Source organism: Streptomyces sp. NPDC127114, assembly GCF_042677525.1.
Lineage (GTDB): Bacteria > Actinomycetota > Actinomycetes > Streptomycetales > Streptomycetaceae > Streptomyces.
This window is the reverse complement of sequence record NZ_JBHXTJ010000048.1, coordinates 24,368-46,866: the sequence shown is the minus strand read 5'-3', so window position 1 is coordinate 46,866 and position 22,499 is coordinate 24,368. Positions and strand designations below refer to the sequence as shown.

Genomic DNA, 22,499 nt, shown 5'->3' with positions numbered 1-22,499 from the left:
GGAGAGCAATCATGGCCGACGGCCTGCAGACGGTGAAGAACTGGATCCTCGAGCGTCACCCGGAGCGCGAGGACATCGCCTCCGACCTCGACCTGATCGAGAACCGGCTCATCGACTCGCTGTCCTTCGTCGAGTTCGTCTTCCTGCTGGAGCAGGAGAGCGGCACCGCCATCCAGATGGAGACCCTGGAGGTCGACTCCATCCGCACCCTCGCCGCCATCGAGCAGTCCTTCTTCGCCAAGGCCCCGGCGGAGGTCCAGGCATGAGCCGCCGCCTGTTCACCTCGGAGTCCGTCACCGAGGGCCACCCCGACAAGATCGCCGACCGGATCAGCGACACGATCCTCGACGCGCTCCTCGCCCAGGACCCGTCGTCCCGCGTCGCCGTGGAGACCCTGATCACCACCGGCCAGGTCCACATCGCCGGCGAGGTCACCACCGCCGCGTACGCGCCGATAGCGCAGCTGGTGCGCGACGCGGTGCTCGACATCGGCTACGACTCCTCCGCGAAGGGCTTCGACGGCGCCTCCTGCGGCGTGTCGGTGTCGATCGGCGCGCAGTCGCCGGACATCGCGCAGGGCGTCGACACCGCCCACGAGGCCCGCGTCGAGGGCGCGGAGGACGAGCTGGCCGCCCAGGGCGCCGGCGACCAGGGCCTGATGTTCGGCTACGCCTGCGACGACACCGCCGAACTGATGCCGCTGCCGATCGCGCTGGCCCACCGGCTGTCGCGGCGGCTCACCGAGGTCCGCAAGAACGGCACCGTCCCGTACCTGCGGCCCGACGGCAAGACCCAGGTCACCATCGAGTACGACGGCGACCGGCCGGTCCGCCTCGACACGGTCGTGGTGTCCTCGCAGCACGCCGCCGACATCTCCGTCGAGGGCCTGCTCACCCCGGACGTCCGCGAGCACGTCGTCGAGCACGTCCTCAAGGAGCTCGTCGAGGAGGGCGTGAACCTGGAGTCCGACGGCTACCGGCTCCTGGTGAACCCGACCGGGCGCTTCGAGATCGGCGGCCCGATGGGCGACGCCGGCCTCACCGGCCGCAAGGTCATCATCGACACGTACGGCGGCATGGCCCGCCACGGCGGCGGCGCCTTCTCCGGCAAGGACCCGTCGAAGGTCGACCGTTCGGCCGCGTACGCGATGCGCTGGGTCGCCAAGAACGTCGTCGCCGCGGGGCTGGCCAAGCGGTGCGAGGTGCAGGTCGCGTACGCGATCGGCAAGGCCGAGCCCGTCGGCCTGTTCGTCGAGACCTTCGGCACCGGCACCCTGCCCGACGAGAAGATCCAGGAAGCCGTCAGCCGGGTCTTCGACCTGCGGCCGGCCGCGATCATCCGCGACCTGGACCTGAAGCGTCCGATCTACGCGGCCACGGCGGCGTACGGGCACTTCGGCCGCGAACTGCCGGAGTTCACCTGGGAGCGGACCGACCGGGTCGACGCCCTCAAGACGGCCGCGGGCCTCTGAGGGATCCGAGGATCTGAAGGAGCTGAGGGAGTCGACATGCGTATCGCTGTCACCGGATCCATCGCGACCGACCATCTGATGACCTTCCCCGGCTGGTTCAGCGAACAGCTGATCGCCGACCGGCTCGACAAGGTCTCCCTGTCGTTCCTCGCCGACAACCTGGAGGTCAGGCGCGGCGGAGTGGCAGCGAACATCGCCTTCGGACTCGGCGTGCTCGGCCTGCGCCCCGTCCTCGTGGGCGCGGTCGGCGCCGACTTCGAGCCGTACCGGATCTGGCTGAAGGACCACGGTGTGGACACCGACTCGGTGCGCGTCAGCGAGTCGCTCCACACCGCCCGGTTCGTCTGTACCACCGACCGGGCACAGAACCAGATCGCCACCTTCTACGCCGGGGCGATGACGGAGGCCCGGGAGATCGACCTGCGGGAGGTCCTCGCCCGGACGGGACGCCTGGAGCTCGTCCTGGTGTCGCCGGACGACCCGGAGGCCATGCTGCGGCACGCCCGCACCTGCCGCGAACTCCAGGTGCCGTTCGCGGCCGACCCGTCGCAGCAGCTCGCGCGGCTCGACGGCGGTCAGGTGCGGGAGCTGGTGGACGGGGCCCGCTTCCTGTTCACCAACGAGTACGAGACCGCCCTGCTCCAGGAGAAGACCGGCTGGAGCGACGCGGAGGTGCTGCGCCACGTCGGCACCTGGATCACCACCCACGGCGCGGCCGGCGTACGGATCCGCGGCGAGGGCCGTACCCCGCTCGCCGTGCCCGCGGTACCGGTCGCCGGTGTCGTCGACCCGACCGGCGTCGGCGACGCGTTCCGGGCCGGCTTCCTCGCCGGAACGCTGTGGGGCGTGCCCGAGCGGTGCGCGGCCCAGCTGGGCTGCGCGGTCGCCGCGACCGTCCTCGACTACGTCGGCACCCAGGAGTACCGGCTGCACCGCGACCCGCTCCTGGACCGGATCAGGACCACCTACGGCGTGGGCTGCACCGCCGAACTGCTCAACCACCTGAGGGGGCTGACGTGAGCACCGTACGGAGGTCCCTGCGCGAGGAGTTCGCCACCCGGGTCGTGGTGGCCGACGGGGCGATGGGCACCATGCTCCAGGCCGCCGACCCGACGATGGACGACTTCCGGAACCTGGAGGGCTGCAACGAGATCCTCAATCTCACCCGGCCCGACATCGTCGCCTCCGTGCACGACGCCTACTTCTCCGTCGGCGTCGACTGCGTGGAGACCAACACCTTCGGCGCGAACCTGGCGGCCCTCGCCGAGTACGGCATCGAGGACCGCGTCCACGAACTGTCCGAGGCCGGCGCCCGCATCGCGCGCGGCGTCGCCGACGCCCACACCGCCACCGACGGCCGGCCCCGCTGGGTGCTCGGCTCCATGGGCCCCGGCACCAAGCTCCCCACCCTCGGGCACGTCACGTACGAGCCGCTGCGCGACGCCTACCAGCGCAACGCCGAGGGCCTGGCCGCCGGCGGCGCCGACGCCCTGCTCGTCGAGACCTCGCAGGACCTGCTCCAGACGAAGGCGGCCGTCATCGGCGCCCGCCGCGCCCTGGACCGCCTCGGGCTCGACCTGCCGCTGATCGTGCAGGTGACGGTGGAGACGACCGGCACGATGCTGCTCGGCTCCGAGATCGGGGCGGCGCTGACCGCCCTGGAACCGCTCGGCATCGACATGATCGGCCTGAACTGCGCGACCGGCCCGGCCGAGATGGCCGAGCACCTGCGCTACCTCTCCCGGCACGCCCGCATCCCCGTCTCCGTCATGCCCAACGCGGGCCTGCCGGTGCTCACCTCCGACGGCGCGCACTACCCGCTGACGCCGGCGGAGCTGGCGGACGCCCAGGAGGCGTTCGTACGGGACTACGGCCCCGCCCTGGTCGGCGGCTGCTGCGGCACGACGCCCGAGCACCTGCGGGAGATCGTGGACCGGGTGCGCGGCGCGGCCGTGCCGGCCCGGACGCCGGAGGCGGAGCCGGGCGCCGCGTCCCTGTACAGCCACGTGCCGTTCCGCCAGGACACCTCGTACCTGGCGATCGGCGAGCGGACCAACGCCAACGGCTCGAAGAAGTTCCGCGAGGCCATGCTCGACGGCCGCTGGGACGACTGCGTCGAGATGGCGCGGGACCAGATCCGCGAGGGCGCGCACATGCTCGACCTGTGCGTGGACTACGTGGGCCGGGACGGCGCCGCCGACATGGCGGAGCTGGCCGGCCGCTTCGCGACGGCCTCCACGCTGCCGATCGTCCTGGACTCCACCGAGGTCGGCGTGCTGCGCGCCGGACTGGAGAAGCTGGGCGGCCGTGCCGTGCTCAACTCGGTCAACTACGAGGACGGCGACGGGCCCGAGTCGCGGTTCGCGCAGGTCACGGCGCTGGCGCGGGAGCACGGCGCGGCGCTGATGGCGCTGACGATCGACGAGGAGGGGCAGGCGCGGACGGCGGAGAAGAAGGTCGAGATCGCGGAGCGGCTGATCGCCGACCTCACGGGCAACTGGGGGATCCGCGAGTCGGACATCCTCATCGACACCCTGACCTTCACCATCTGCACGGGCCAGGAGGAGTCGCGGGGCGACGGCATCGCCACGATCGAGGCGATCCGCGAGCTGAAGCGGCGCCACCCGGACGTGCAGACGACCCTGGGCCTGTCGAACATCTCCTTCGGCCTCAACCCGGCCGCCCGGATCGTCCTGAACTCCGTCTTCCTGGACGAGTGCGTGAAGGCGGGCCTGGACTCGGCGATCGTCCACGCGTCGAAGATCCTGCCGATCGCGCGTCTGGAGCCGGAGCAGGTCGAGGTCGCGCTCGATCTCATCTACGACCGGCGCCGGGACGGCTACGACCCCTTGCAGCGCCTCCTCGAGCTCTTCGAGGGCGCGACGGCGAAGTCCCTCAAGGCCGGCAAGGCGCAGGAGCTGCTCGCGCTCCCGCTGGAGGAGCGACTCCGGCGGCGGATCGTCGACGGCGAGAAGAACGGCCTGGAGGCCGACCTCGACGAGGCGCTCGGGGAGCGTCCGGCCCTGGAGATCGTCAACGAGGTCCTGCTCGACGGGATGAAGACGGTCGGCGAGCTGTTCGGCTCGGGTCAGATGCAGCTGCCGTTCGTGCTCCAGTCCGCCGAGGTCATGAAGACCGCGGTGGCCTACCTGGAGCCGCACATGGAGAAGTCCGACGCGGAAGGGAAGGGCACGATCGTGCTCGCGACCGTCCGCGGCGACGTCCATGACATCGGCAAGAACCTGGTCGACATCATCCTGTCCAACAACGGCTACAACGTGGTCAACATCGGGATCAAGCAGCCGGTGTCGGCGATCCTGGAGGCCGCCGAGGAGCACCAGGCGGACGTGATCGGCATGTCGGGGCTCCTGGTGAAGTCCACGGTGATCATGAAGGAGAACCTGGAGGAGCTGAACGGCCGCGGTCTGGCCGGCAGGTATCCGGTGATCCTGGGTGGTGCGGCCCTGACCAGGGCCTATGTCGAGCAGGACCTGCACGAGCTGTACGACGGCGAGGTCCGCTACGCCCGCGACGCCTTCGAGGGCCTGCGACTGATGGACGCCCTCATGGCGGTCAAGCGCGGAGTGCCCGGCGCGACCCTGCCCGAGCTCAAGCAGCGGCGCGTACCCAGGCGGGACACCCCGAGCCCGCTCCTCGACGAGGTGCGGGAGCCCGAGCCGGCCGGCCGCTCCGACGTGGCCGCCGACAACCCCGTACCCGAGCCCCCCTTCCTCGGGACGAAGGTCGTCAAGGGCATCCAGCTGGCGGAGTACGCGTCGTGGCTGGACGAGGGCGCGCTGTTCAAGGGGCAGTGGGGGCTGAAGGACCGGGAGACGATCGAGTCGGAGGGCCGGCCGCGGCTGCGGGGCTGGCTGGACCGGCTCCAGACCGAGCACTTGCTGGAGGCGGCCGTGGTCTACGGCTACTTCCCCTGCGTGTCCAAGGGCGATGACCTGATCCTGCTGGACGAGGACGGATCCGAGCGGACCCGCTTCTCCTTCCCGCGCCAGCAGCGGGGCCGCCGCCTGTGCCTGGCCGACTACTTCCGCGCCGAGGACTCCGGCGAGGTCGACGTGGTCGGGCTCCAGGTCGTCACCGTCGGCTCCAGGATCGGCGAGGAGACGGCGAAGCTGTTCGCCGCCGACTCCTACCGCGACTACCTCGAACTCCACGGCCTGTCCGTGCAGCTGGCCGAGGCCCTGGCCGAGTACTGGCACTCCCGGGTGCGGGCGGAGTGGGGCATCGGCGGGGCGGACCCGGCCTCCATGGCCGGCATGTTCCGCACCGAGTACCAGGGCTGCCGCTACTCGCTGGGCTATCCGGCCTGCCCCGACCTGGAGGACCGGGCCAAGATCGCCGCCCTCCTGGATCCCGGGCGGATCGGCGTGGAGCTGTCGGAGGAGTACCAGCTGCACCCCGAGCAGTCCACCGACGCCTTCGTCGTCCACCACCCCGAAGCGACCTACTTCAACGCGGGAGGCCGACGCCTGTGAGCCCCGAAGCCCCTGAATCCCCCACCTTCTCCTTCGAGTTCTTCCCGCCGAAGACCGACAAGGGCGAGCGGACCCTGTGGGACGCGATCCGGCGCGTGGAGGCGCTGTCGCCGGACTTCGTCTCCGTGACGTACGGCGCGGGCGGCTCGTCCCGCGACCGGACGATCGACGTGACGAAGCGGATCGTGACGGAGACGACCCTGCGGCCGGTGGCGCACCTGACCGCCGTCGGCCACTCGGTCGCCGAGCTGCGCGCGATCATCGGCGCGTACGCGGACGCCGGCGTGAGGGACGTCCTGGTCCTGCGCGGCGACCCTCCGGGCGATCCGCGCGGCGCCTGGACGCCGCACCCGGAAGGCTTCACGTACGCGTACGAACTCGTCGAGCTCGTACGGTCGCTGGGCCAGTTCCGGATCGGCGTGGCGGCCTTCCCGGAGGGCCACCCACGGTCGGCGGACCCGGCCAGCGACCTCGCGCACTTCGTCGCCAAGTGCCGGGCGGGCGCCGACTACGCCATCACCCAGATGTTCTTCGACCCGGAGGACTACCTGCGGCTGCGCGACCGGCTCGCCGCGGCCGGCTGCGACACCCCGGTCATCCCGGAGATCATGCCCGCCACCGACGTCCGGCAGATCCGCCGCTTCGCCGAGCTGTCGGACGCGGCCTTCCCCGAGGACCTGGCGCACCGCCTGGAGGCGGCGAAGGACGACCCGGCCGCCGCGTACCGGATCGGCGTCGAGCACGCGACGGCGATGGGCCTGCGACTGCTCGACGAGGGGGCGCCCGGCCTGCACTACATCACGCTGAACAAGTCCACGGCGGCACTGGAAATCCACCGATCGATCCAAGCGTCAAGGAGCTTTGCACGTGTCTGAGTTCACCGATTTCAAGGTCGCCGACATCGGCCTGGCGGAGTTCGGCCGCAAGGAGATCACCCTCGCCGAGCACGAGATGCCGGGCCTGATGGCGATCCGCAAGGAGTACGCGGAGGCACAGCCGCTGGCCGGCGCCCGCATCACCGGCTCCCTGCACATGACCGTGCAGACCGCGGTCCTCATCGAGACCCTCGTCGCCCTCGGCGCCGAGGTCCGCTGGGTCTCCTGCAACATCTACTCCACCCAGGACCACGCCGCCGCCGCCATCGCCGCCGCCGGCATCCCGGTCTTCGCCTGGAAGGGCGAGACCCTGGAGGAGTACTGGTGGTGCACCGAGCAGGCGCTGACCTGGCCGGGCGGCGAGGGCCCCAACATGATCCTCGACGACGGCGGTGACGCCACGCTCCTCGTCCACAAGGGTGTGGAGTACCAGAAGACCGGCAGGCTTCCGGAGGCCGAGAACGAAGAACTGGCCGTCGTGCGCGCGCTGTTGGAGAACAGCACGCTGGACTGGGGCACGCTGGCGGCCGGCATCAAGGGCGTCACGGAGGAGACCACCACCGGCGTCCACCGCCTCTACGAGATGCACCGCGACGGCCAGCTCCTCTTCCCCGCCATCAACGTGAACGACGCCGTGACGAAGTCGAAGTTCGACAACAAGTACGGCTGCCGCCACTCCCTCGTCGACGGCATCAACCGCGCCACCGACGTCCTCATCGGCGGCAAGACGGCCGTCGTCTGCGGCTACGGCGACGTCGGCAAGGGTTCGGCGGAGTCGCTGCGCGGCCAGGGCGCCCGCGTCATCGTCACCGAGATCGACCCGATCTGCGCGCTCCAGGCCGCCATGGACGGCTACCAGGTCGCCACCCTGGAGGACGTCGTCGAGACCGCCGACATCTTCATCACCACCACGGGCAACAAGGACATCATCATGGCGTCCGACATCGCCCGCATGAAGCACCAGGCGATCGTGGGCAACATCGGCCACTTCGACAACGAGATCGACATGGCCGGCCTGGCGAAGATCCCCGGCATCGTCAAGGACGAGGTCAAGCCGCAGGTCCACACCTGGACCTTCCCGGACGGCAAGGTCGTGATCGTGCTGTCCGAGGGCCGCCTGCTCAACCTGGGCAACGCGACCGGCCACCCGTCCTTCGTGATGTCCAACTCCTTCGCGGACCAGACCCTGGCCCAGATCGAGCTGTTCACGAAGACCGCCGAGTACCCGGTGGGCGTGTACACGCTGCCGAAGCACCTGGACGAGAAGGTCGCCCGCCTCCACCTCGACGCCCTCGGCGTCCGGCTGACGACCCTGCGCCCCGAGCAGGCCGCCTACATCGGCGTCCCGGTGGAGGGCCCGTACAAGCCGGACCACTACCGCTACTGAGGCCGTATGTGTACCGACTGTCGACATGACGTGCGTGACCCCTGGCTCCCGGACCGGCTCCTGAAGACGGAGCGCGACCTGCTGATGCCGCTGCTGCGGCGCATGCCCGAGGAGGCGTACGAGCTCCGCACCGCGTGCCCCGGCTGGACGGTCCGGCAGGTGATCGCCCACTGCGGCGCGGCGCTCGTGCGGATCGTCGAGGGCCGGCTGGAGGAGGGCGTGTTCCTGCCCGAGGCCAATGCCTGTGACGTTGCCGAACGCGAGGACTGGCCGCTCGGCCGGGTCCTGGACGAGCTGGAGCGCGGCTTCACCGAGGCCGGGCCGGTCATCGCCGGCCACGAGGACGGCCGGCTCGACGCGGTCGCGCTCGGCGAATGGGTGCACGCCGGAGACGTGCGCGAGGCCTTCGGCGAGCCCGGCGCGTACTGCGGCGAGGCCCTGGACCTGGCCCTGCCGCTGCTCTCCGTCACCAGCCGCAGGCGGGAGACCCCGCGCCTGGTCGGCGTCCTCGCGGACCGGGCCGGCGAGGTCGATCTCGGCAACGAGATCGAGGGCCGGGCCCCGGCCCGCTTCCACGGCGACGCGGCCACCCTGATCCGCATCTACGCGGGCCGCCCCCTGGTCCGCACCCGCTACGAGCTGACGGGTGCGACGGAGCAGGAACTGCTCATCTACCGCTGAGGGCGGCGGGCCCCGGTCCCCGAGGACCGGGGCCCGCCCCTTTCATCCACGAAGAGGATCCCTATGCCCACGCTCGACCGGCTCCTCCGCGCACAGGCCGAAGCGCGGCCCGACGACACGGCCGTCGTCCTCGAGGACGACACCCTCTCCTTCCGCGAGCTCCACGAGGGCGCCGCCGTCCTCGCCGCGTACCTCCGCACCCTCGGCGTCACCGCCGACGACCGTGTCGGCGTCCACGTCGAACCCGCACTCGAACTGGTGATCGGCACGTGGGGCGTGGTGCTGTCCGGAGGCGCGTACGTGCCGCTCTCCCCGGAGTACCCCGAGGAGCGGCTGCGCTACATGATCGAGGACAGCGGCGCCCGGGTCGTCTTCACCCAGGAACGCTTCCGCGACCGCGTCACCGAGCTCGCCCCGCCCGGCACCACCGTCGTCACCCTCAAGGACGCCGTGCAGCACGCCTGGCGCACCGGAGGCGACCAGCAGCCGATCACCGAACCCGAGCTGAGCCCGGAACAGCTGGCGTACGTCATCTACACCTCCGGCTCCACCGGCCGGCCCAAGGGCGTGATGGTCGAGCACCGCTCGATCGTCGCCCAGATGCGCTGGATGGCCGGCGAGCACCGGCTCGGCCCCGGCGAGACCGTCGTCCAGAAGACGCCGATGAGCTTCGACGCCGCCCAGTGGGAGATCCTCGCCCCGGCCGTCGGCGCCCGCGTCGCCATGGGCCCGCCGGGCGTCTACCGCGATCCCGAAGGCCTGATCGACACCGTACGGCGGCACGGCGCCACCATGCTCCAGTGCGTGCCGACGCTGCTCCAGGCCCTCGTCGACACCGAGCGCCTCGGCACCTGCACCAGCCTGCGCCGGGTGTACTCGGGCGGCGAGATCCTCTCCCGCAACCTGGCCGGCCGGCTCCTCGCCGAGCTGCCCGGGGCGGAACTCGTCAACCTCTACGGCCCCACCGAGTGCACCATCAACGCCTCCTCGCACACCGTCGACCGTGCCCGCGTCGCCGACGGCCCGCCCGCGATACCCATCGGCAGACCCGCGTACGACACCACCTTCCGCATACGCGACGGAGAGCTGTGCGTCGGCGGCGTCCAGGTCGCGCGGGGGTACCTGGACCGCCCCGAGCTCACGGCCGAGAAGTTCGTGGTGTCCGAGACCGGCGAACGCCTCTACCGCACCGGGGACCTGGCCACGATCGACGAGGACGGCACCGTGCACTTCGGGGGCCGGGCGGACAACCAGATCAAGCTGCGCGGCTTCCGCGTCGAGCTGGACGAGATCGCGCTCGCCATCGAGAACCACGACTGGGTCAAGAACGCCGCCGTCATCGTCAAGGACGAGCCGCGCACCGGCTTCCAGAACCTGGTCGCCTGCGTCGAGCTGTCCCCGAAGGAAGCCGCCCTGATGGACCAGGGCAACCACGGCGCCCACCACCAGTCCAAGGAGTCCAAGCTCCAGGTCAAGGCCCAGCTGTCCAACGCGGGCACCCTCGACCCCGCCGAGCTGGCGGGCCGCCCCGTCGTCGAGCTGCCCGGCCGCACGCCCACCGAGCGGATGCGCCGCACCGTCTTCGCCCGCAAGACCTACCGCTTCTACGACGGCGGCCCGGTGACCCGCGCCGACGTCCTGGCCGCCCTGTCCCGCCGCCCCGAGGCCATCGGCTCCCGCGCGATCGGCAGCCTGACCGCAGGCGACCTGGGGGAGATCCTGCGCTGGTTCGGCCAGTTCCTCAGCGAGGAGCGCCTGCTCCCGAAGTACGGCTACGCCTCGCCGGGCGCGCTCTACGCGACCCAGCTGTACGTGGAGCTGCGCGGCATCGCGGGCCTGGAGCCCGGCACGTACTACTACCACCCGGTGCACCACCAGCTGCACCTGATGGAGCCGGGCACGGCGGGCACGGCCGGGACCCAGGGGGCGGCGGGCACGGCCGGGGGAGAGCCGTGCGTCCGTCTCGCCTTCCGGGGCAAGTGGGAGGCGATCGAGCCGGTCTACCGGAACAACATCCGGGAGGTCCTGGAGATCGAGACCGGCCACATGGTCGGCCTGTTCGAGGAGATCCTCCCGCCGCTCGGCCTCGACGTGCGCCCGGTGCGGGGCGGAGAGGGCGCCGCGGACCTGGGCGTCTTCGAACTCGTCCCGTACGACGAGGAGGCCGCGGCGGACGGAGCGACGGACGCGGAGGTGGACGTCTACGTCCAGGCGCACCCGGGCCGTGTCGCCGACCTCCCGCACGGCCAGTACGCCTACGAGAACGGCCACCTGACCCCGCTGGCCGACTCGCTGGTGGAGAAGAAGCACGTCATCGCGATCAACCAGGCGGTGTACGAGCGGGCGAGCCTCGGCATCACGGTGGTCAGCCGCACCGCCGAGTCCTGGCGCGCGTACATCGACCTGGGACGCGCGCTGCAGCGCCTCCAACTCGGCGGCCACGGACTGGGGTTCATGTCCTCCGGCTACAGCTCCATGTCGGGCAACCCGCTGCCGGCCGCGCGCCGCATGGACGAGATCCTGACCCGGGCCGGGCGGCCCACGGGCCCCTCGTACTTCTTCGTCGGCGGCCGGGTGAGCGAGGAGCAGCGGCTCGGCGAGGGCATGTACGAGGACACCGTGCACATGAAGGGCCCCGCGGAGATGATCCGCGACGACCTCGTCCACCACCTGCCCGACTACATGATCCCCAACCGGGTCGTGGTCCTCGACCGGCTGCCGCTGTCGGCCAACGGCAAGGTCGACACCAAGGCGCTCGCCGAGCTCGCCGTCGTCAACGCCGGCCTGCACGGCCGCCCGCACGTCCTGCCGCGCACCGCCACCGAGCGGCGGCTCGCGGAGATCTGGGCGGCGGCCCTCAGGTACGAGGAGGTCGAGGCGGTCTCCGTCCAGGACGACTTCTTCGAGTCCGGCGGCAACTCGCTCATCGCGGTCTCGCTCATCACGAGGATCAACCGCGAGTTCCCCGACGCGCGCCTGCCGCTCCAGGTGCTCTTCGAGGCGCCGACGATCGAGAAGCTGGCCCACCGCGTGGACGGCGCCGCCGCGACGCCCGCCTCGCGGCTGGTCCGGCTGCACGCGCGCGGCGACCGCTCGCCGGTCTACTGCTGGCCGGGCCTCGGCGGCTACACCATGAACCTGCGCTTCCTGGCGGAGGAGGCGGGCGTGGACCGCCCGTTCTACGGCGTCCAGGCGCACGGCATCAACCGTGGCGAGACCCCGTACGACACCATCCGCGAGATGGCCGCGGCCGACGTCGAGGCGATCCGCAAGCGCCAGCCCACCGGCCCGTACACGCTGTGGGGCTACTCCTTCGGCGCCCGCGTCGCCTTCGAGTCGGCACACCTGCTGGAGGCGGCGGGGGAGCAGGTGGAGCACCTGTTCCTGATCGCGCCGGGCTCGCCGAAGGTGCGCGCGGAGTCGGCGGCCGGCGGCGCGGCCTACGACAACCCCGCCTTCACGCAGATCCTGTACTCGGTCTTCGCGGGCGCCCTGGAAGACGTCCCGGCGACGGACGCGGAGTCGTTCGCGACGTACGTGACGGAGCGCTTCCCGGCGCTGGACCCGGACCTGGTCGCCCGGATCATCGCGATCGTCGAGAAGACCTTCGACTTCACGTACACCTTCCGGGAACTGACGGAACGCCAGGTCTCCTGCCCGGTCACGATCTTCAAGGCGCAGGGCGACGACTACTCCTTCCTGGAGCGCGCGACCGGCTGGTCGACCCGCCCGCCGACGGTGGTGGAGCTGGCGGCGGACCACTACAGCCTGCTGCGGGCACCGGACCTGAAGGAACTCGTGAAGCAGATCCGCTACCGGCTGGGGAGGTAGCCGCCCGTTCGGCCCGCCGAGATTGTCCGACCAGTACGAAGAAGGCCCCTCCGATGCGCCCGCCATCGGAGGGGTTTCTCTCGTCCTTCGGCGTTCACGCCGCAACGCGGAGCGTGTGGCGCGGTCCTTTTGTCCCGCTTCGTGCGAATACTCGTCGGCGGTTGAGACCCCGCGACCAGCAAGGTGGCCGGGATCTGGCACCGAAAGGTGGAAAAGCTTCATGACGACAACCGCGAGACGGCCGAGAAAGAGGACGCGCAGGGCGTCGCTCGTCGCTCTCGGCATGGCCACGGCTCTGGCCCTCCCTCTGTCGGGCCTGGCGACCGCGGCCCAGGCGCTGACTCCGGGACCTCCGAGCGGAGACGGCGAGCAGCCCCAGTTGGTGCAGGGCAACCCGGACTGCGCGGAACTCGTCCCGGGATCGTTCGAGTTCCGGTACGAGCCCGTGGTGGACGGGACGAACGTCGACCTCTCGCCGCTGAGCCCGCCGGCCCCCAGCGGGCTGAGCGGGAACCTCGACATCGACGTTCGGAACACCAGTCAGGGCCAGGTGTTCGACTTCAACCTCGACGGCGATTTCGTCGCGCTCGGAGTCATCGTCAAGGGCGGCCCGGACTCCAACTTCTACGACTACCGGACCGCCGGCAACAGGAACGACACCAGCCTGCACTCCCCGCTCGGCGCGGGCCCGAACGGCAACCGGTTCTTCGGCCTCAGCCACGTCGCGTTCTGCCTCGGCGAGGCTCCGCGGCCCGGGGCGCTGAAGATCGTGAAGAACAGCACCAAGGGCGGGCTCGTCAACAACGCCGGCGCGGTGTTCTCGGTGAGCGGCCCGGGCGGCTTCGGCACCAGCGTCACCGACGACACGACCATGGCGGCTCCCGACGAGGACCCGACCGTCGGCGAGGTGTGCATCTCGAACCTCACGCCCGGCACCTACACGGTCAACGAGACGACGCCTCCCGCCGGATACGGCGCCGCGACCCAGACGAACGTCCAGGCGACCGTGGTCGCCGGCACCACCTGTTCGAGCGTCCCTGCGGGCGCGACGGCCACGTTCACGAACGCACCGCTCGCCGACCTCCTCGTGCGGGTGGACGACCAGGGCTCCGGCGAGATCCAGTCCACGATCGCGTGCAACGGCAACAGCACCGGCCCCTCGGACCCGGCCATCCTGAACGTCAACGACCTGCCGCCGGGCGACTACACCTGTCAGATCCACATCGACCCGTGACCGGCTGAGCTCGTGGCCGCGTGAACACCGCCCGGCCACGCGGCGGACGACGGCGCCCTCGCACCGCGCGAGGGCGCCGTCGTCCGTTCGGTTGCCGTCGCCGTGCGGGGCGGGGGACCCGCTGGTGTGCTGGTCGGAGTCCGGCACCCCCACGTACAGGAGCACCAGCCATGGCCGTCATCGTCACCGTCGAGATCCCCGGCGGCACCCAGGAGACTTACGAGCGGACCACCCGGAAGATCACCAGCGCGTCCTGGTGGCCCGCCAAGGGCTTCCTCGCCCACGCGGCGGGCCCGGACGGGACGGGCGGGTGGCGGGTGGTCGACTTCTGGGAGTCGAAGGCGGACTTCATGGCATTCGTGGAGAAGGCGACGCCGATCTTCGAGGAGGAGGGGACGCCGCAGATCGCGCCGCGGGTGGAGGAGGCGGTGAACGTCATCCTGAAGTAGGCACGGGCGCGGAGCCCGTGGGCCGGGCGACGGGCGGGGCCGCGGGCCGGGCGACGGGCCGGGCGACGGGCCGGGCGCCGGACGTCGGCGCGAGGGTCACGGGCGCGGAGCCCGTGGGCGGGGCCGCGCGGGGTGGCCAGGGGCGGGCGCAGGTCCGCGCAAGGTCGGCCCGCGGGATCGGCGTGGGAGGTCCGCGCGAAGGTCACGGGCGAAGGGGCCCGGGCGTAATTGCGTTGCGGGCCGGGCGGCCCCGGCGGCACGCTGCGGCGCATGACTTCTTCCCTTCCGTCCCGCCGCCGCCGTCCCGTCGTCCTCCGTGACGGCCGACAGCAGCAGCCCGGCGTCCCCGGAGGCGCGATCCCGCTCGTCGCGTGATCGCCGCGGCGGTGGCCGGCCTGCTGGCCGGCTACGGCATCGCGATCCCCGTCGGCGCGGTCGGCGCCTATCTGGTGGCCGTCACCGCCCGCACCGGCTGGCGCACGGGCGCCGCCGCGGCGCTCGGCGTCGCCACCGCGGACGGCGTCTACGCACTTCTCGCGGTCGCGGGCGGCTCGGTCCTCGTCCCGTTGCTCACTCCCGTGATGACCCCGCTGCGCTGGGTCTCCGCCGTGGTCCTGGTGATCCTGGCGGTACGGGCGGCGACGACGGCCGTACGGGCCTACCGGGGAGGCGAGCTCGCTTCCCGCGACGACGGCGCCGCAGGACCGGGCCCGGGCCGCGCATACCTCACGTTCCTCGGCATCACGGTCCTCAACCCGATGACGGTGATCTACTTCGCCGCCCTCGTCCTCGCGACCGGCCCCGACGCCCCGTCCTCCGCCGCCGAGCGCGTCGCCTTCGTCCTGGCCGCCCTGGCCGCCTCGGCGAGCTGGCAACTCCTCCTCGCCACCGGCGGCACCCTCCTCGGCCGCACCCTGACCGGCACCCGAGGCCGCCTGGCCACGACCCTGGCGTCGAGCACACTGATCGTGGTGCTGGCGGTGCGGCTGGTGGAGTAGGGAGTCAGAGGGTGGCGAGCGGTACATGGAGGGCAATCCACACCGAACCCGGAGGCCCTCACCCGTTCAAGAACCCAGCACGCGTGTCACCGACGTCCCCGCACAACACACCTAGGGCTTCGCCGGGTGGATGTTCTGGTTGTGGTGGAAGACGTTGTCCGGGTCGTACGTGCGCTTCACCTCGGCCAGCCGGTCGTAGTGGCCCCGGTACGTCGAACGGACCCGGTCGCCGCCCTCGTCCTGGCCGAGGAAGTTGACGTAGGCGCCGCCCATCGAGTGCGGGTGGAGGGCCTCCCAGTAGTCGATGGCCCAGCTGCGGATCGCGCCCGCGTCGGCCGGGTCCGGGCTGATCCCGCCGATCACGCCCGACCAGACCGCGTCGCGGTAGGCCCACGCCGTGTCCGCCGGGCCGAGCCGGTGGGCGGCGGCGTCGACGGGGTAGAGGTGCATCGTCGACAGGTTGCTCGGGATGTTCTCCAGGAACGTGCGGTGCACGTCGATCGAGTCGTCCGTGATCCGGTCGAAGAAGTCACCGCGCCAGTACCACTGGAGGCCCTTCGGGATCAGCTCGTCGAACATCGTCTGGACCGCCGGGTACGGCGTCGGCACCGCGAAGTGGAAGGCGGGCCGGGCGGGTTCGGCGACGGGTGCGAAGGTCTTCGCCAGGCTCTCCTCGTCCGTCGCTCCCGTGGAGCACCACACCACGCCGCACATCTTCTTGCGGTGGAGCTCCTCCGGGAACGGCGCCTCCGGCGCCACCACCAGCGTCGCGAAGAAGCCGTTCAGGCTCTCGTCGGCCGCCGGCAGGAAGTCCCGGTACCAGCGCAGGACCTCGCCGATGTGCTCCGGATCCCACAGCGTGACGCCGAGCCCGACGTTGTCCACCGGGTGCAGGGCGAACCGGAAGGAGGTGACGATGCCGAAGTTGCCGCCACCGCCGCGCAGCGCCCAGAAGAGGTCGGGGTGCTCGTCGGCGGAGGCGGTGACGGTCGTCCCGTCGGCGAGGACCACGTCCGCGCCGAGCAGGTTGTCGATCGTCAGTCCGAACGCGCGGGTCAGATGCCCGTGTCCGCCGCCGAGCGTGAGCCCGCCGACCCCGGTCGTCGACATCACGCCGGCCGGCGTCGCGAGCCCGTAGCCGTGCGCCTCGTGGTCGAGGTCGCCGAGCTGGCTGCCGCCGCCCACCACGGCCGTACGGGTCCCGGGATCGACCCGTACATAGCGCAGGCCGCCCGACAGGTCGATCACCAGCGCGCCGTCGATCATGCACAGGCCGCCGCCGCTGTGGCCGCCGCCGCGCACGGCCAGGTCCATGCCGGTGTCGCGGGCGTGGCGCACCGCCGCCCGTACGTCCGTCACGTCGGCGCACCGCGCGATGGCGGCGGGCCGCCGGTCGATCATCGCGTTGTAGACCGTCCGGGCCTCGTCGTATCCGGGGTCCTCGGGTCCGATCACCTCGCCCCGCAGCTGCTCGCGCAGGGCCTCCACCACAGTGCCAGTGCCGCCCATGTCCACTCCTCAGGGCACCCCTGTCCGGCGGCCGCGCTACCCCTTCAGTCTCTCCCCCGGCGTGGCACCCCGCCTGCCGGGCCGGTGCGTCGGCATCCTTACGGCCATGAGCGACGCGGCCGCGGGTGACGCCGGTGACGGTGACGTGCAGGGAGTACGGGCCTCGGCCCGCGGCTGGCTGACGCTCCAACTCGCGGCCCTGGGCTTCGTGGGCCTGTGCGGCGCGCTGAAGGCCGGCGGCTCCGGCTCCACGGCCCCGCGGGGCGTCGAGATCGTGGCGGGCGTCCTGGTCCTGCTCGCCCTGTTCGTCGCGATCCTGGCGGTCTACCTCGTCGGCCGCACCGCCTGGCCGCACTCCGCGACCCCCGACGACCCGGCGCGCGCCGCGCGCCGTCTGCGCACCGGCCTGGTCCTGACGTTCGTCACGGTCCTCCTGACGGCCCTCGCCGCGACGAGCGCGTGGTGGCCGTCTCCGGAGGGCGAGGCGGGCGAGGGCGCGGCGACGGCCCCCGCCGTCGCGGTGACGACGTCCGCGGGCACGTGGTGCGGGGAGCTCACCCGGGGCAGCGGCGCCCTGGCCCTGAGCGTCCGGGGCCGTACGGTCGACATCCCGGTCACGGACGTGGTGGCGGTCACCCCCGTCGGCGACTGCGGGAGCTCATGACCGCGCGGGCCGACCGCCAGGACATGACGGCGAGCACCGAGCGGGCCGAGAGCAGGGAGCCGACGCCGAGGAAGGAGCCGACGGATCCGATGGAGAAGGCGGAGCCGACGGACCCGATGGACATGAAGGACCCGACCGACCCGATGGAGAGGAAGGAGTTCTTCGACCAGAGGGAGAGGCAGGAGCCGGAGCGGGAGGCTGGGCGGGGCGTGACGCCCGGGCCGCTGTTGCGTCGCATGGCCTGATCGTAGGCACGGCCGCTGCCGGTGCGCTCCCGAACGCGGGGAACACACGGTTTCGGAGACCGCGAAGGCCCGCCCGGCGACGGTGCTGCCGGGCGGACCTTCGGGCCGCGCGTGCGCGAGGTGAGGTACGTGCCCCAGGCCGGCGCCGGGGCGCCGGGTGGCATCGGACCGCTTACTTCAGGGCGGCGAGGGCGGCCTCGTAGTTCGGCTCCTCGGAGATCTCGTTGACGAGCTCCGTGTGGAGGACCTTGTCGTCCGCGTCGAGGACGACGACGGCGCGGGCGGTCAGGCCGGCCAGCGGGCCGTCGGCGATGGAGACGCCGTAGTCGGTGTGGAACTCGCGGCCGCGCAGGGTGGAGAGGTTCTGCACGTTCTCCAGGCCCTCCGCGCCGCAGAAGCGGGCCTGGGCGAAGGGCAGGTCAGCGGAGATGCAGAGCACCACGGTGTTGTCCAGCTCGGCGGCCTTCGCGTTGAAGGCGCGCACCGACGCGGCACAGGTGGGCGTGTCCACGCTCGGGAAGATGTTGAGGACCTTGCGCCTGCCCTCGAAGTCCTTCAGCGTCTTGTCCGCGAGACCCTCGCCGACCAGGGTGAACGCGGGAGCCTGGCTGCCCGCGGCGGGCAGGATGCCGTCGACCGTAACGGGGTTGCCCTTGAGCGCGACCTGCGCCATGAGGAATCTCTCCTTCGACTGAGGATGTTGCCGTCGTCAGCTGTGGTCAGCCGCCGACGGCCCGATCGTATTCCGCCGCCGCGGTCAGGTGCGCGCGTATCCGGCCAGGAACAGGTCCAGGCCGGAGCCCGCCACCCGCGCGAGCTCGTCCTCGTCCGGCTCCGTGCCGGGCGCGAAGGTGTGCACGAGCTGCGGCACGCCGACGGTCGTGGAGTGCGGCGAGAGCGCCGACGAGCGGCCGGGCCCGCCCTCACCGCCGCCTTCGCCGCGGACCCGGCCCTGGCCGGGCGTCTGCGCTGGCTGACGCCGGGGAAGGAGGAGACGCTTGGACTGAGAGGTGGCGAGAGGTGACGCCATGGACACGGGGCAGAACGCGGGACAGAACGCGGGGCGGATCGCGCCCCCGCAGGACGCGGGGCGGAACGCGGGGCGGATCGCGCGCCCGAAGAACGCGGGGCGGAGCGCCCGGGAGCACGCGGGACAGGACGCGTGGGAGTCCGGTCCGGCGTACGAGCGGTACATGGGGCGCTGGAGCCGGCTCGTCGCCGCCCGCTTCACGGAGTGGCTCGACCCGGCGGAGGGCCTGCGCTGGCTGGACGTGGGCTGCGGCACCGGCGCCCTGTCCGCCGCGGTGGCGGAACGCTGCCGCCCCCGCGCCCTCCTGGGCCTCGACCTGTCGGAACCCTTCGTCCGCGCGGCCCGCGCCACGGCCGTGGGCGCCACCGCCACGGCCTCCTTCGTCGTGGCCGACGCGACGGCGCTCCCCGTGCGCGACGCCGCCTGGGACGCGGCTCTCAGCGGACTGACCCTGAACTTCCTGCCGGACCCGGCCGCCGGTGCCGCCGAGCTGGTCCGCGCGGTGCGCCCCGACGGCGGCACGGTGGCCGCGTACGTGTGGGACTACGCCGACGGCATGGGCTTCCTGCGCCGCTTCTGGGACGCGGTCGCGACCGTCGACCCGGCGGCGGCCGTCGCCCTCGACGAGGGCCGGCGCTTCGGGACGCTCTGCCGTCCCGAGCGCCTGCACAGCCTGTGGACGGAGGCGGGCCTGGCCGACGTCACGACCGCACCGATCGACGTCCCCACCGTCTTCGCCGACTTCGCCGACCTCTGGGACCCGTTCCTGACGGGCCAGGGCCCGGCCCCCGGCTACGTCGCCTCCCTCACCCCGGGTGACCGCGACCGCGTCCGTACCGCGCTGGCCGAAGCCGTCCCCCGCGAGCCGGACGGCTCGGTCGAACTCACGGCGCGCGCCTGGGCGGTGAAGGGCGTACGGGGGTAGCGGCCGGGGCACACCGGGCCCGGGCACGTCACCTCGGCCTCGCCCGTCGCCCACCGGGCGTCCATGGCCGGCGAGAACACCTCCCGGTGCGTCGCGTCGAAGACGCCCGCGCAGTACGGGCAGACCGGTGGGCCCGCCGTGCTGCGGCGAGAAGAACACCGTCCGCCCGGTGACGACGGTCAGCCCGTCGCTCCCGCCCGCCTCCCGCGCGCCGGTGGCCAGCTCCCACCGCGGCCCGGGCCCGAGGTCACCTGCCCATACGATCCCTTGGCCCACGAGCAACGCCGTCACCCGCTCGCCGTGCGCGAGGGCGTCGTCGGCGGTCGCGTCGAGATCCACGATCGTCTGAAAGCTGCTGCTCACCCGGGAAAGGTACGTCGTCAGGCGGAAAGCAGCGCCCGGACGCGGTCGGCTGACGCGGCCTGGGACGCGCGGACGGTCAGCCAGGAGCCGTCCGGGAAGGCGATGTCCACCCGTCGCCGCAGCCGCCGCGGCCACGGCGTGACCCGTACGCCCGCGTGCCGGCGGGACACCGCCTGCGACGACTCCTGCCAGTCGGTCCGTACGGCGACCCCGCCGTCCGCGACCTCCAGCAGGAGGTCCGCCTGATCCGCCCGCAGCGCCTCCCTCTCCCAGTACGCGGCGTGCACCGCCAGGACGAGCCGCCCCGCGTCGCTGTCCCAGCCGCCCCGCATCGCCGGCCCCGCGAGGAGCCGCTTCAGCAGCCGGAAGGCCTTCTGGAACGGCTCGAACAGCGCCCCGAACGCCTCGACGGGATCCTCGGGCAGCGACACCAGGAAACGGACGAGGAAGAGCTCCCCCAGCGACTTCCACCTCGACCGGCGCCGGTGCGGCGCCAGCCGCCGCACCGACGGCCGCCGCCCGTACCCCGGCAGCGAAACACCGAACTCCAACACCCACCCCTTTCCGGCCCCCGCACGGAAATCTCTCAGACGTGCAGTTCCGGCGGGAAACCGGTCCAGCGCAGTTCGGTGGGGAGGTGGCCGGTGTCGTTGAAGAGGAGGAGCGCCGGTGGGCGGCCGGGGGCGTAGCGGATGACGGTCAGCGCCGCGTTGGCGTGGTTGATGCCCGTCCAGCGCCACCGCGGCGCGTCGAGGGCGGCGCGGACGAGCCAGCCGGCGAGGAAGTTGTGGGTGACGACGAGCTCGTGGCGCGGCTCGTCGCCGACGACGAGCCCGGTGAACTCCGCGACCGCCGCGGCCGCGAGCGCGGGCCCCTGCTCGCGTTCCCCGGCCGGGAACCCGGCGAGGAACCGGAGCGTGGCGTCGGCCGTCTCCGGCGGCAGTTCCTCACGCAGCGGCATGTACGGGATGTAGTCCCCGGCCGCCTCCGAGCACCGCACGGGTACGCCGTCGAGCTGTTCGCCCACCAGCCGCGCCGTCTGCTCGGCGCGCGCCAGCGGCCCGTGACGGACCGCCGCCAGCGGGATCCCGCGCAGCCGTTCCCCGAGCAGCGCCGCCTGCCGGCGACCGGCCTCCGTCAGCCCGCGCTCGTCCGGCGTGGCCTCACCGTGCCGGGTGAGGTAGAGATAGCGGGCGGCCGTACCGGTCACGTCGGGTCCTCCGTCGGAGTCGATCTTGCGGACTCCCGGAGGGACGCCGCCCCGCTCACGCCGGTTCCGCACCGTCCCGGCCGCGCAACAGAGCCTCGAACCAGTCCGCCGTGCGTTCCGCGCAGCGCGCGGCGGATCCGGCCGTGCGGAATCCGCCCGCCGCGGAGCCGCCGTGCAGAGGGAGGTACATCTGGTCGTGCAGCTCGGCGCCGTACACCCCGCCCTGCTCGTCGAAGAACGCCCCGAAGACGTGCCACCCGACCCGCACGACCGCCAGCAGATGCCCGAACCCCGTCTCCTCGGGCCGCAGCACGAACGTGCCGTCCGGGTCACCGGGCCAGGTCACGGCCCGTTCCCGCAGCACCCGCACGAAACGACGCCCCGACTCCGGCAACTCCTCGACGGCGTCCACCTCGTCGGACTCGCCGACCCAGAACCAGACCATGGCCAGAAGGTACGCTCTCGGTCACCATGACCACCGACTGGAACGCCGAGTACCGCCGCCTGCTGTCGGGGCACCGCCACGGCCACATCGGCCCGCCGCCCTGGTGGCGGGAGTATCCGGGCTCCGTGCCGCCGCCCCTGACCGAGACGGAGGTCCGCGAGGCCGAGGCGGATCTGGGCATCACCTTCCCGGTGGAGTACCGGAACCACCTGCTGCGGCACAGCGCCGGCGGCAGGATGAAGCACCTCTTCAAGGGCCCGCAGGGCTGGGGCTGGCACGGCGACTCGACCACCAACTACGACCTGCTGTCCGTGCCCTTCCCGCACCCCGACTCGTACGCCGCGTACGACGACGAACTGGGCGACCGCGAGCCCCCGCGCGAGGACGCGGAGGCCTGGGCGGCGTGGGACGACGAGTGCGGAGTGCTGGAGGAGCGGAAGACGGCGGGAGCCGTCCACATCCAGGAGGGCGGCTGCGGCTTCAGCACCCTGCTCGTCGTCACCGGTCCCCACCGCGGCGAGATGTGGTTCGACAGCCGCGCCACCTGCGATCGGATCCTGCCGTTGAAGCTGAACGGCCGGCCCGCGTCCTTCGCGGACTGGGTCGACCACGGCATGGATCTGGTCCCGTGGTGATCAGCGGTCCGGCCCGGACGCGGGCAGCCGGCAGCGGTTCGGGCGCGCCGTACG

At 72.2% G+C, this 22,499-nt stretch carries 21 protein-coding genes; 14 read left to right on the top strand and 7 right to left on the bottom strand.

Features of this window, described 5'->3' with window-relative positions:
• Positions 1 to 11: 11 nt before the first annotated feature.
• The 11 genes from ACFVGS_RS32160 to ACFVGS_RS32110 all read left to right on the top strand — a co-directional run bounded on the left by ACFVGS_RS32160 (position 12) and on the right by ACFVGS_RS32110 (position 15,419).
• On the top strand, positions 12 to 266 hold the full coding sequence (locus ACFVGS_RS32160; RefSeq protein WP_384410333.1) for a phosphopantetheine-binding protein: 255 nt from the start codon (positions 12 to 14) through the stop codon (positions 264 to 266).
• On the top strand, positions 263 to 1,471 hold the full coding sequence (gene metK / locus ACFVGS_RS32155; protein ID WP_385695478.1) for a methionine adenosyltransferase: 1,209 nt from the start codon (positions 263 to 265) through the stop codon (positions 1,469 to 1,471). Before ACFVGS_RS32160 ends, metK begins: the two co-directional genes overlap by 4 nt.
• A gap of 36 nt (positions 1,472 to 1,507) precedes the next feature.
• Positions 1,508 to 2,491 (top strand): carbohydrate kinase family protein, encoded by a 984-nt coding sequence (locus ACFVGS_RS32150; RefSeq protein WP_385695475.1) that lies wholly within the window; start codon positions 1,508 to 1,510, stop codon positions 2,489 to 2,491.
• Positions 2,488 to 5,964 (top strand): methionine synthase, encoded by a 3,477-nt coding sequence (gene metH / locus ACFVGS_RS32145; RefSeq protein WP_385695472.1) that lies wholly within the window; start codon positions 2,488 to 2,490, stop codon positions 5,962 to 5,964. Before ACFVGS_RS32150 ends, metH begins: the two co-directional genes overlap by 4 nt.
• Positions 5,961 to 6,839: a methylenetetrahydrofolate reductase [NAD(P)H] gene (gene metF / locus ACFVGS_RS32140; RefSeq protein WP_385695469.1), complete on the top strand. Its 879-nt coding sequence runs from the start codon at positions 5,961 to 5,963 to the stop codon at positions 6,837 to 6,839. The genes metH and metF overlap by 4 nt, the downstream gene beginning before the upstream one ends.
• On the top strand, positions 6,826 to 8,226 hold the full coding sequence (gene ahcY, locus ACFVGS_RS32135; RefSeq protein ID WP_385695466.1) for an adenosylhomocysteinase: 1,401 nt from the start codon (positions 6,826 to 6,828) through the stop codon (positions 8,224 to 8,226). The genes metF and ahcY overlap by 14 nt, the downstream gene beginning before the upstream one ends.
• A gap of 6 nt (positions 8,227 to 8,232) precedes the next feature.
• Positions 8,233 to 8,907 carry a maleylpyruvate isomerase family mycothiol-dependent enzyme gene (locus ACFVGS_RS32130; protein WP_384410351.1) on the top strand — a complete coding sequence of 225 codons (675 nt, stop codon included), beginning with the start codon at positions 8,233 to 8,235 and terminating at the stop codon, positions 8,905 to 8,907.
• Positions 8,908 to 8,970: 63 nt separating this feature from the next.
• A complete protein-coding gene (locus tag ACFVGS_RS32125; RefSeq protein WP_385695463.1) occupies positions 8,971 to 12,738 on the top strand; it encodes an amino acid adenylation domain-containing protein in 3,768 nt (1,255 codons plus the stop codon).
• Positions 12,739 to 13,021: 283 nt separating this feature from the next.
• On the top strand, positions 13,022 to 13,972 hold the full coding sequence (locus ACFVGS_RS32120; RefSeq protein ID WP_385695461.1) for a prealbumin-like fold domain-containing protein: 951 nt from the start codon (positions 13,022 to 13,024) through the stop codon (positions 13,970 to 13,972).
• Between the two features lie 170 nt (positions 13,973 to 14,142).
• The gene (locus ACFVGS_RS32115) at positions 14,143 to 14,421 is read left to right on the top strand and encodes an antibiotic biosynthesis monooxygenase (protein ID WP_384423590.1); all 279 of its coding nucleotides are present in this window, start codon (positions 14,143 to 14,145) and stop codon (positions 14,419 to 14,421) included.
• A 371-nt stretch (positions 14,422 to 14,792) separates the two neighbouring features.
• Positions 14,793 to 15,419: a LysE family transporter gene (locus ACFVGS_RS32110; RefSeq protein WP_384423591.1), complete on the top strand. Its 627-nt coding sequence runs from the start codon at positions 14,793 to 14,795 to the stop codon at positions 15,417 to 15,419.
• Between the two features lie 111 nt (positions 15,420 to 15,530).
• Here the strand turns inward: ACFVGS_RS32110 and ACFVGS_RS32105 are convergent, their stop codons facing one another.
• Entirely contained in the window at positions 15,531 to 16,928 is a 1,398-nt protein-coding gene (locus ACFVGS_RS32105) for an FAD-binding oxidoreductase (RefSeq protein ID WP_384423592.1), read from the bottom strand.
• A gap of 106 nt (positions 16,929 to 17,034) precedes the next feature.
• Between ACFVGS_RS32105 and ACFVGS_RS32100 the strand changes: the two genes are divergently transcribed.
• Positions 17,035 to 17,592, top strand: a complete 558-nt coding sequence (locus tag ACFVGS_RS32100; RefSeq protein WP_384423593.1) for a hypothetical protein — start codon at positions 17,035 to 17,037, stop codon at positions 17,590 to 17,592.
• Here the strand turns inward: ACFVGS_RS32100 and ACFVGS_RS32095 are convergent.
• From ACFVGS_RS32095 to ACFVGS_RS32085, 3 genes are all read right to left on the bottom strand, one after another.
• Positions 17,561 to 17,830 (bottom strand): hypothetical protein, encoded by a 270-nt coding sequence (locus tag ACFVGS_RS32095; protein ID WP_385695457.1) that lies wholly within the window; start codon positions 17,828 to 17,830, stop codon positions 17,561 to 17,563. The two genes, ACFVGS_RS32100 and ACFVGS_RS32095, sit on opposite strands and share 32 nt — an antisense overlap.
• A 179-nt stretch (positions 17,831 to 18,009) precedes the next feature.
• Positions 18,010 to 18,510 (bottom strand): thiol peroxidase, encoded by a 501-nt coding sequence (gene tpx, locus ACFVGS_RS32090; RefSeq protein WP_385695455.1) that lies wholly within the window; start codon positions 18,508 to 18,510, stop codon positions 18,010 to 18,012.
• Positions 18,511 to 18,594: 84 nt separating this feature from the next.
• Positions 18,595 to 18,867, bottom strand: coding sequence for a hypothetical protein (locus ACFVGS_RS32085; RefSeq protein ID WP_385695452.1), 273 nt, complete (start codon positions 18,865 to 18,867; stop codon positions 18,595 to 18,597).
• On the opposite strand from ACFVGS_RS32085, the gene ACFVGS_RS32080 reads away from it, so the two are divergent.
• Positions 18,866 to 19,792, top strand: a complete 927-nt coding sequence (locus tag ACFVGS_RS32080; protein ID WP_385695450.1) for a class I SAM-dependent methyltransferase — start codon at positions 18,866 to 18,868, stop codon at positions 19,790 to 19,792. The genes ACFVGS_RS32085 and ACFVGS_RS32080 overlap by 2 nt on opposite strands.
• Before the next feature lie 380 nt (positions 19,793 to 20,172).
• Here the strand turns inward: ACFVGS_RS32080 and ACFVGS_RS32075 are convergent, their stop codons facing one another.
• From ACFVGS_RS32075 to ACFVGS_RS32065, 3 genes are read right to left on the bottom strand one after another with little or no spacing between them, the layout of a single operon-like run.
• The gene (locus ACFVGS_RS32075; RefSeq protein WP_384423472.1) at positions 20,173 to 20,706 is read right to left on the bottom strand and encodes a hypothetical protein; all 534 of its coding nucleotides are present in this window, start codon (positions 20,704 to 20,706) and stop codon (positions 20,173 to 20,175) included.
• A gap of 35 nt (positions 20,707 to 20,741) precedes the next feature.
• Complete coding sequence (locus ACFVGS_RS32070; RefSeq protein WP_385695447.1) at positions 20,742 to 21,365, bottom strand: histidine phosphatase family protein; 624 nt, start codon at positions 21,363 to 21,365, stop codon at positions 20,742 to 20,744.
• 55 nt (positions 21,366 to 21,420) lie between these two features.
• Positions 21,421 to 21,810, bottom strand: a complete 390-nt coding sequence (locus ACFVGS_RS32065; RefSeq protein WP_385695445.1) for a hypothetical protein — start codon at positions 21,808 to 21,810, stop codon at positions 21,421 to 21,423.
• Positions 21,811 to 21,836: 26 nt separating this feature from the next.
• On the opposite strand from ACFVGS_RS32065, the gene ACFVGS_RS32060 reads away from it, so the two are divergent.
• Positions 21,837 to 22,445, top strand: coding sequence for an SMI1/KNR4 family protein (locus tag ACFVGS_RS32060; protein WP_384423466.1), 609 nt, complete (start codon positions 21,837 to 21,839; stop codon positions 22,443 to 22,445).
• Positions 22,446 to 22,499 lie beyond the last annotated feature (54 nt).

Coding starts and splice junctions, on each gene's coding strand:
- ACFVGS_RS32160 (WP_384410333.1), top strand. CDS start 12: ATGGCCGACGGCCTGCAGACGGTGAAGAACTGGATCCTCGAGCGTCAC.
- metK (WP_385695478.1), top strand. CDS start 263: ATGAGCCGCCGCCTGTTCACCTCGGAGTCCGTCACCGAGGGCCACCCC.
- ACFVGS_RS32150 (WP_385695475.1), top strand. CDS start 1,508: ATGCGTATCGCTGTCACCGGATCCATCGCGACCGACCATCTGATGACC.
- ACFVGS_RS32130 (WP_384410351.1), top strand. CDS start 8,233: ATGTGTACCGACTGTCGACATGACGTGCGTGACCCCTGGCTCCCGGAC.
- ACFVGS_RS32125 (WP_385695463.1), top strand. CDS start 8,971: ATGCCCACGCTCGACCGGCTCCTCCGCGCACAGGCCGAAGCGCGGCCC.
- ACFVGS_RS32120 (WP_385695461.1), top strand. CDS start 13,022: ATGGCCACGGCTCTGGCCCTCCCTCTGTCGGGCCTGGCGACCGCGGCC.
- ACFVGS_RS32115 (WP_384423590.1), top strand. CDS start 14,143: ATGGCCGTCATCGTCACCGTCGAGATCCCCGGCGGCACCCAGGAGACT.
- ACFVGS_RS32105 (WP_384423592.1), bottom strand. CDS start 16,928: ATGGGCGGCACTGGCACTGTGGTGGAGGCCCTGCGCGAGCAGCTGCGG.
- ACFVGS_RS32100 (WP_384423593.1), top strand. CDS start 17,035: ATGAGCGACGCGGCCGCGGGTGACGCCGGTGACGGTGACGTGCAGGGA.
- ACFVGS_RS32095 (WP_385695457.1), bottom strand. CDS start 17,830: ATGCGACGCAACAGCGGCCCGGGCGTCACGCCCCGCCCAGCCTCCCGC.
- tpx (WP_385695455.1), bottom strand. CDS start 18,510: ATGGCGCAGGTCGCGCTCAAGGGCAACCCCGTTACGGTCGACGGCATC.
- ACFVGS_RS32080 (WP_385695450.1), top strand. CDS start 18,866: ATGGACACGGGGCAGAACGCGGGACAGAACGCGGGGCGGATCGCGCCC.
- ACFVGS_RS32085 (WP_385695452.1), bottom strand. CDS start 18,867: ATGGCGTCACCTCTCGCCACCTCTCAGTCCAAGCGTCTCCTCCTTCCC.
- ACFVGS_RS32065 (WP_385695445.1), bottom strand. CDS start 21,810: ATGGTCTGGTTCTGGGTCGGCGAGTCCGACGAGGTGGACGCCGTCGAG.
- ACFVGS_RS32060 (WP_384423466.1), top strand. CDS start 21,837: ATGACCACCGACTGGAACGCCGAGTACCGCCGCCTGCTGTCGGGGCAC.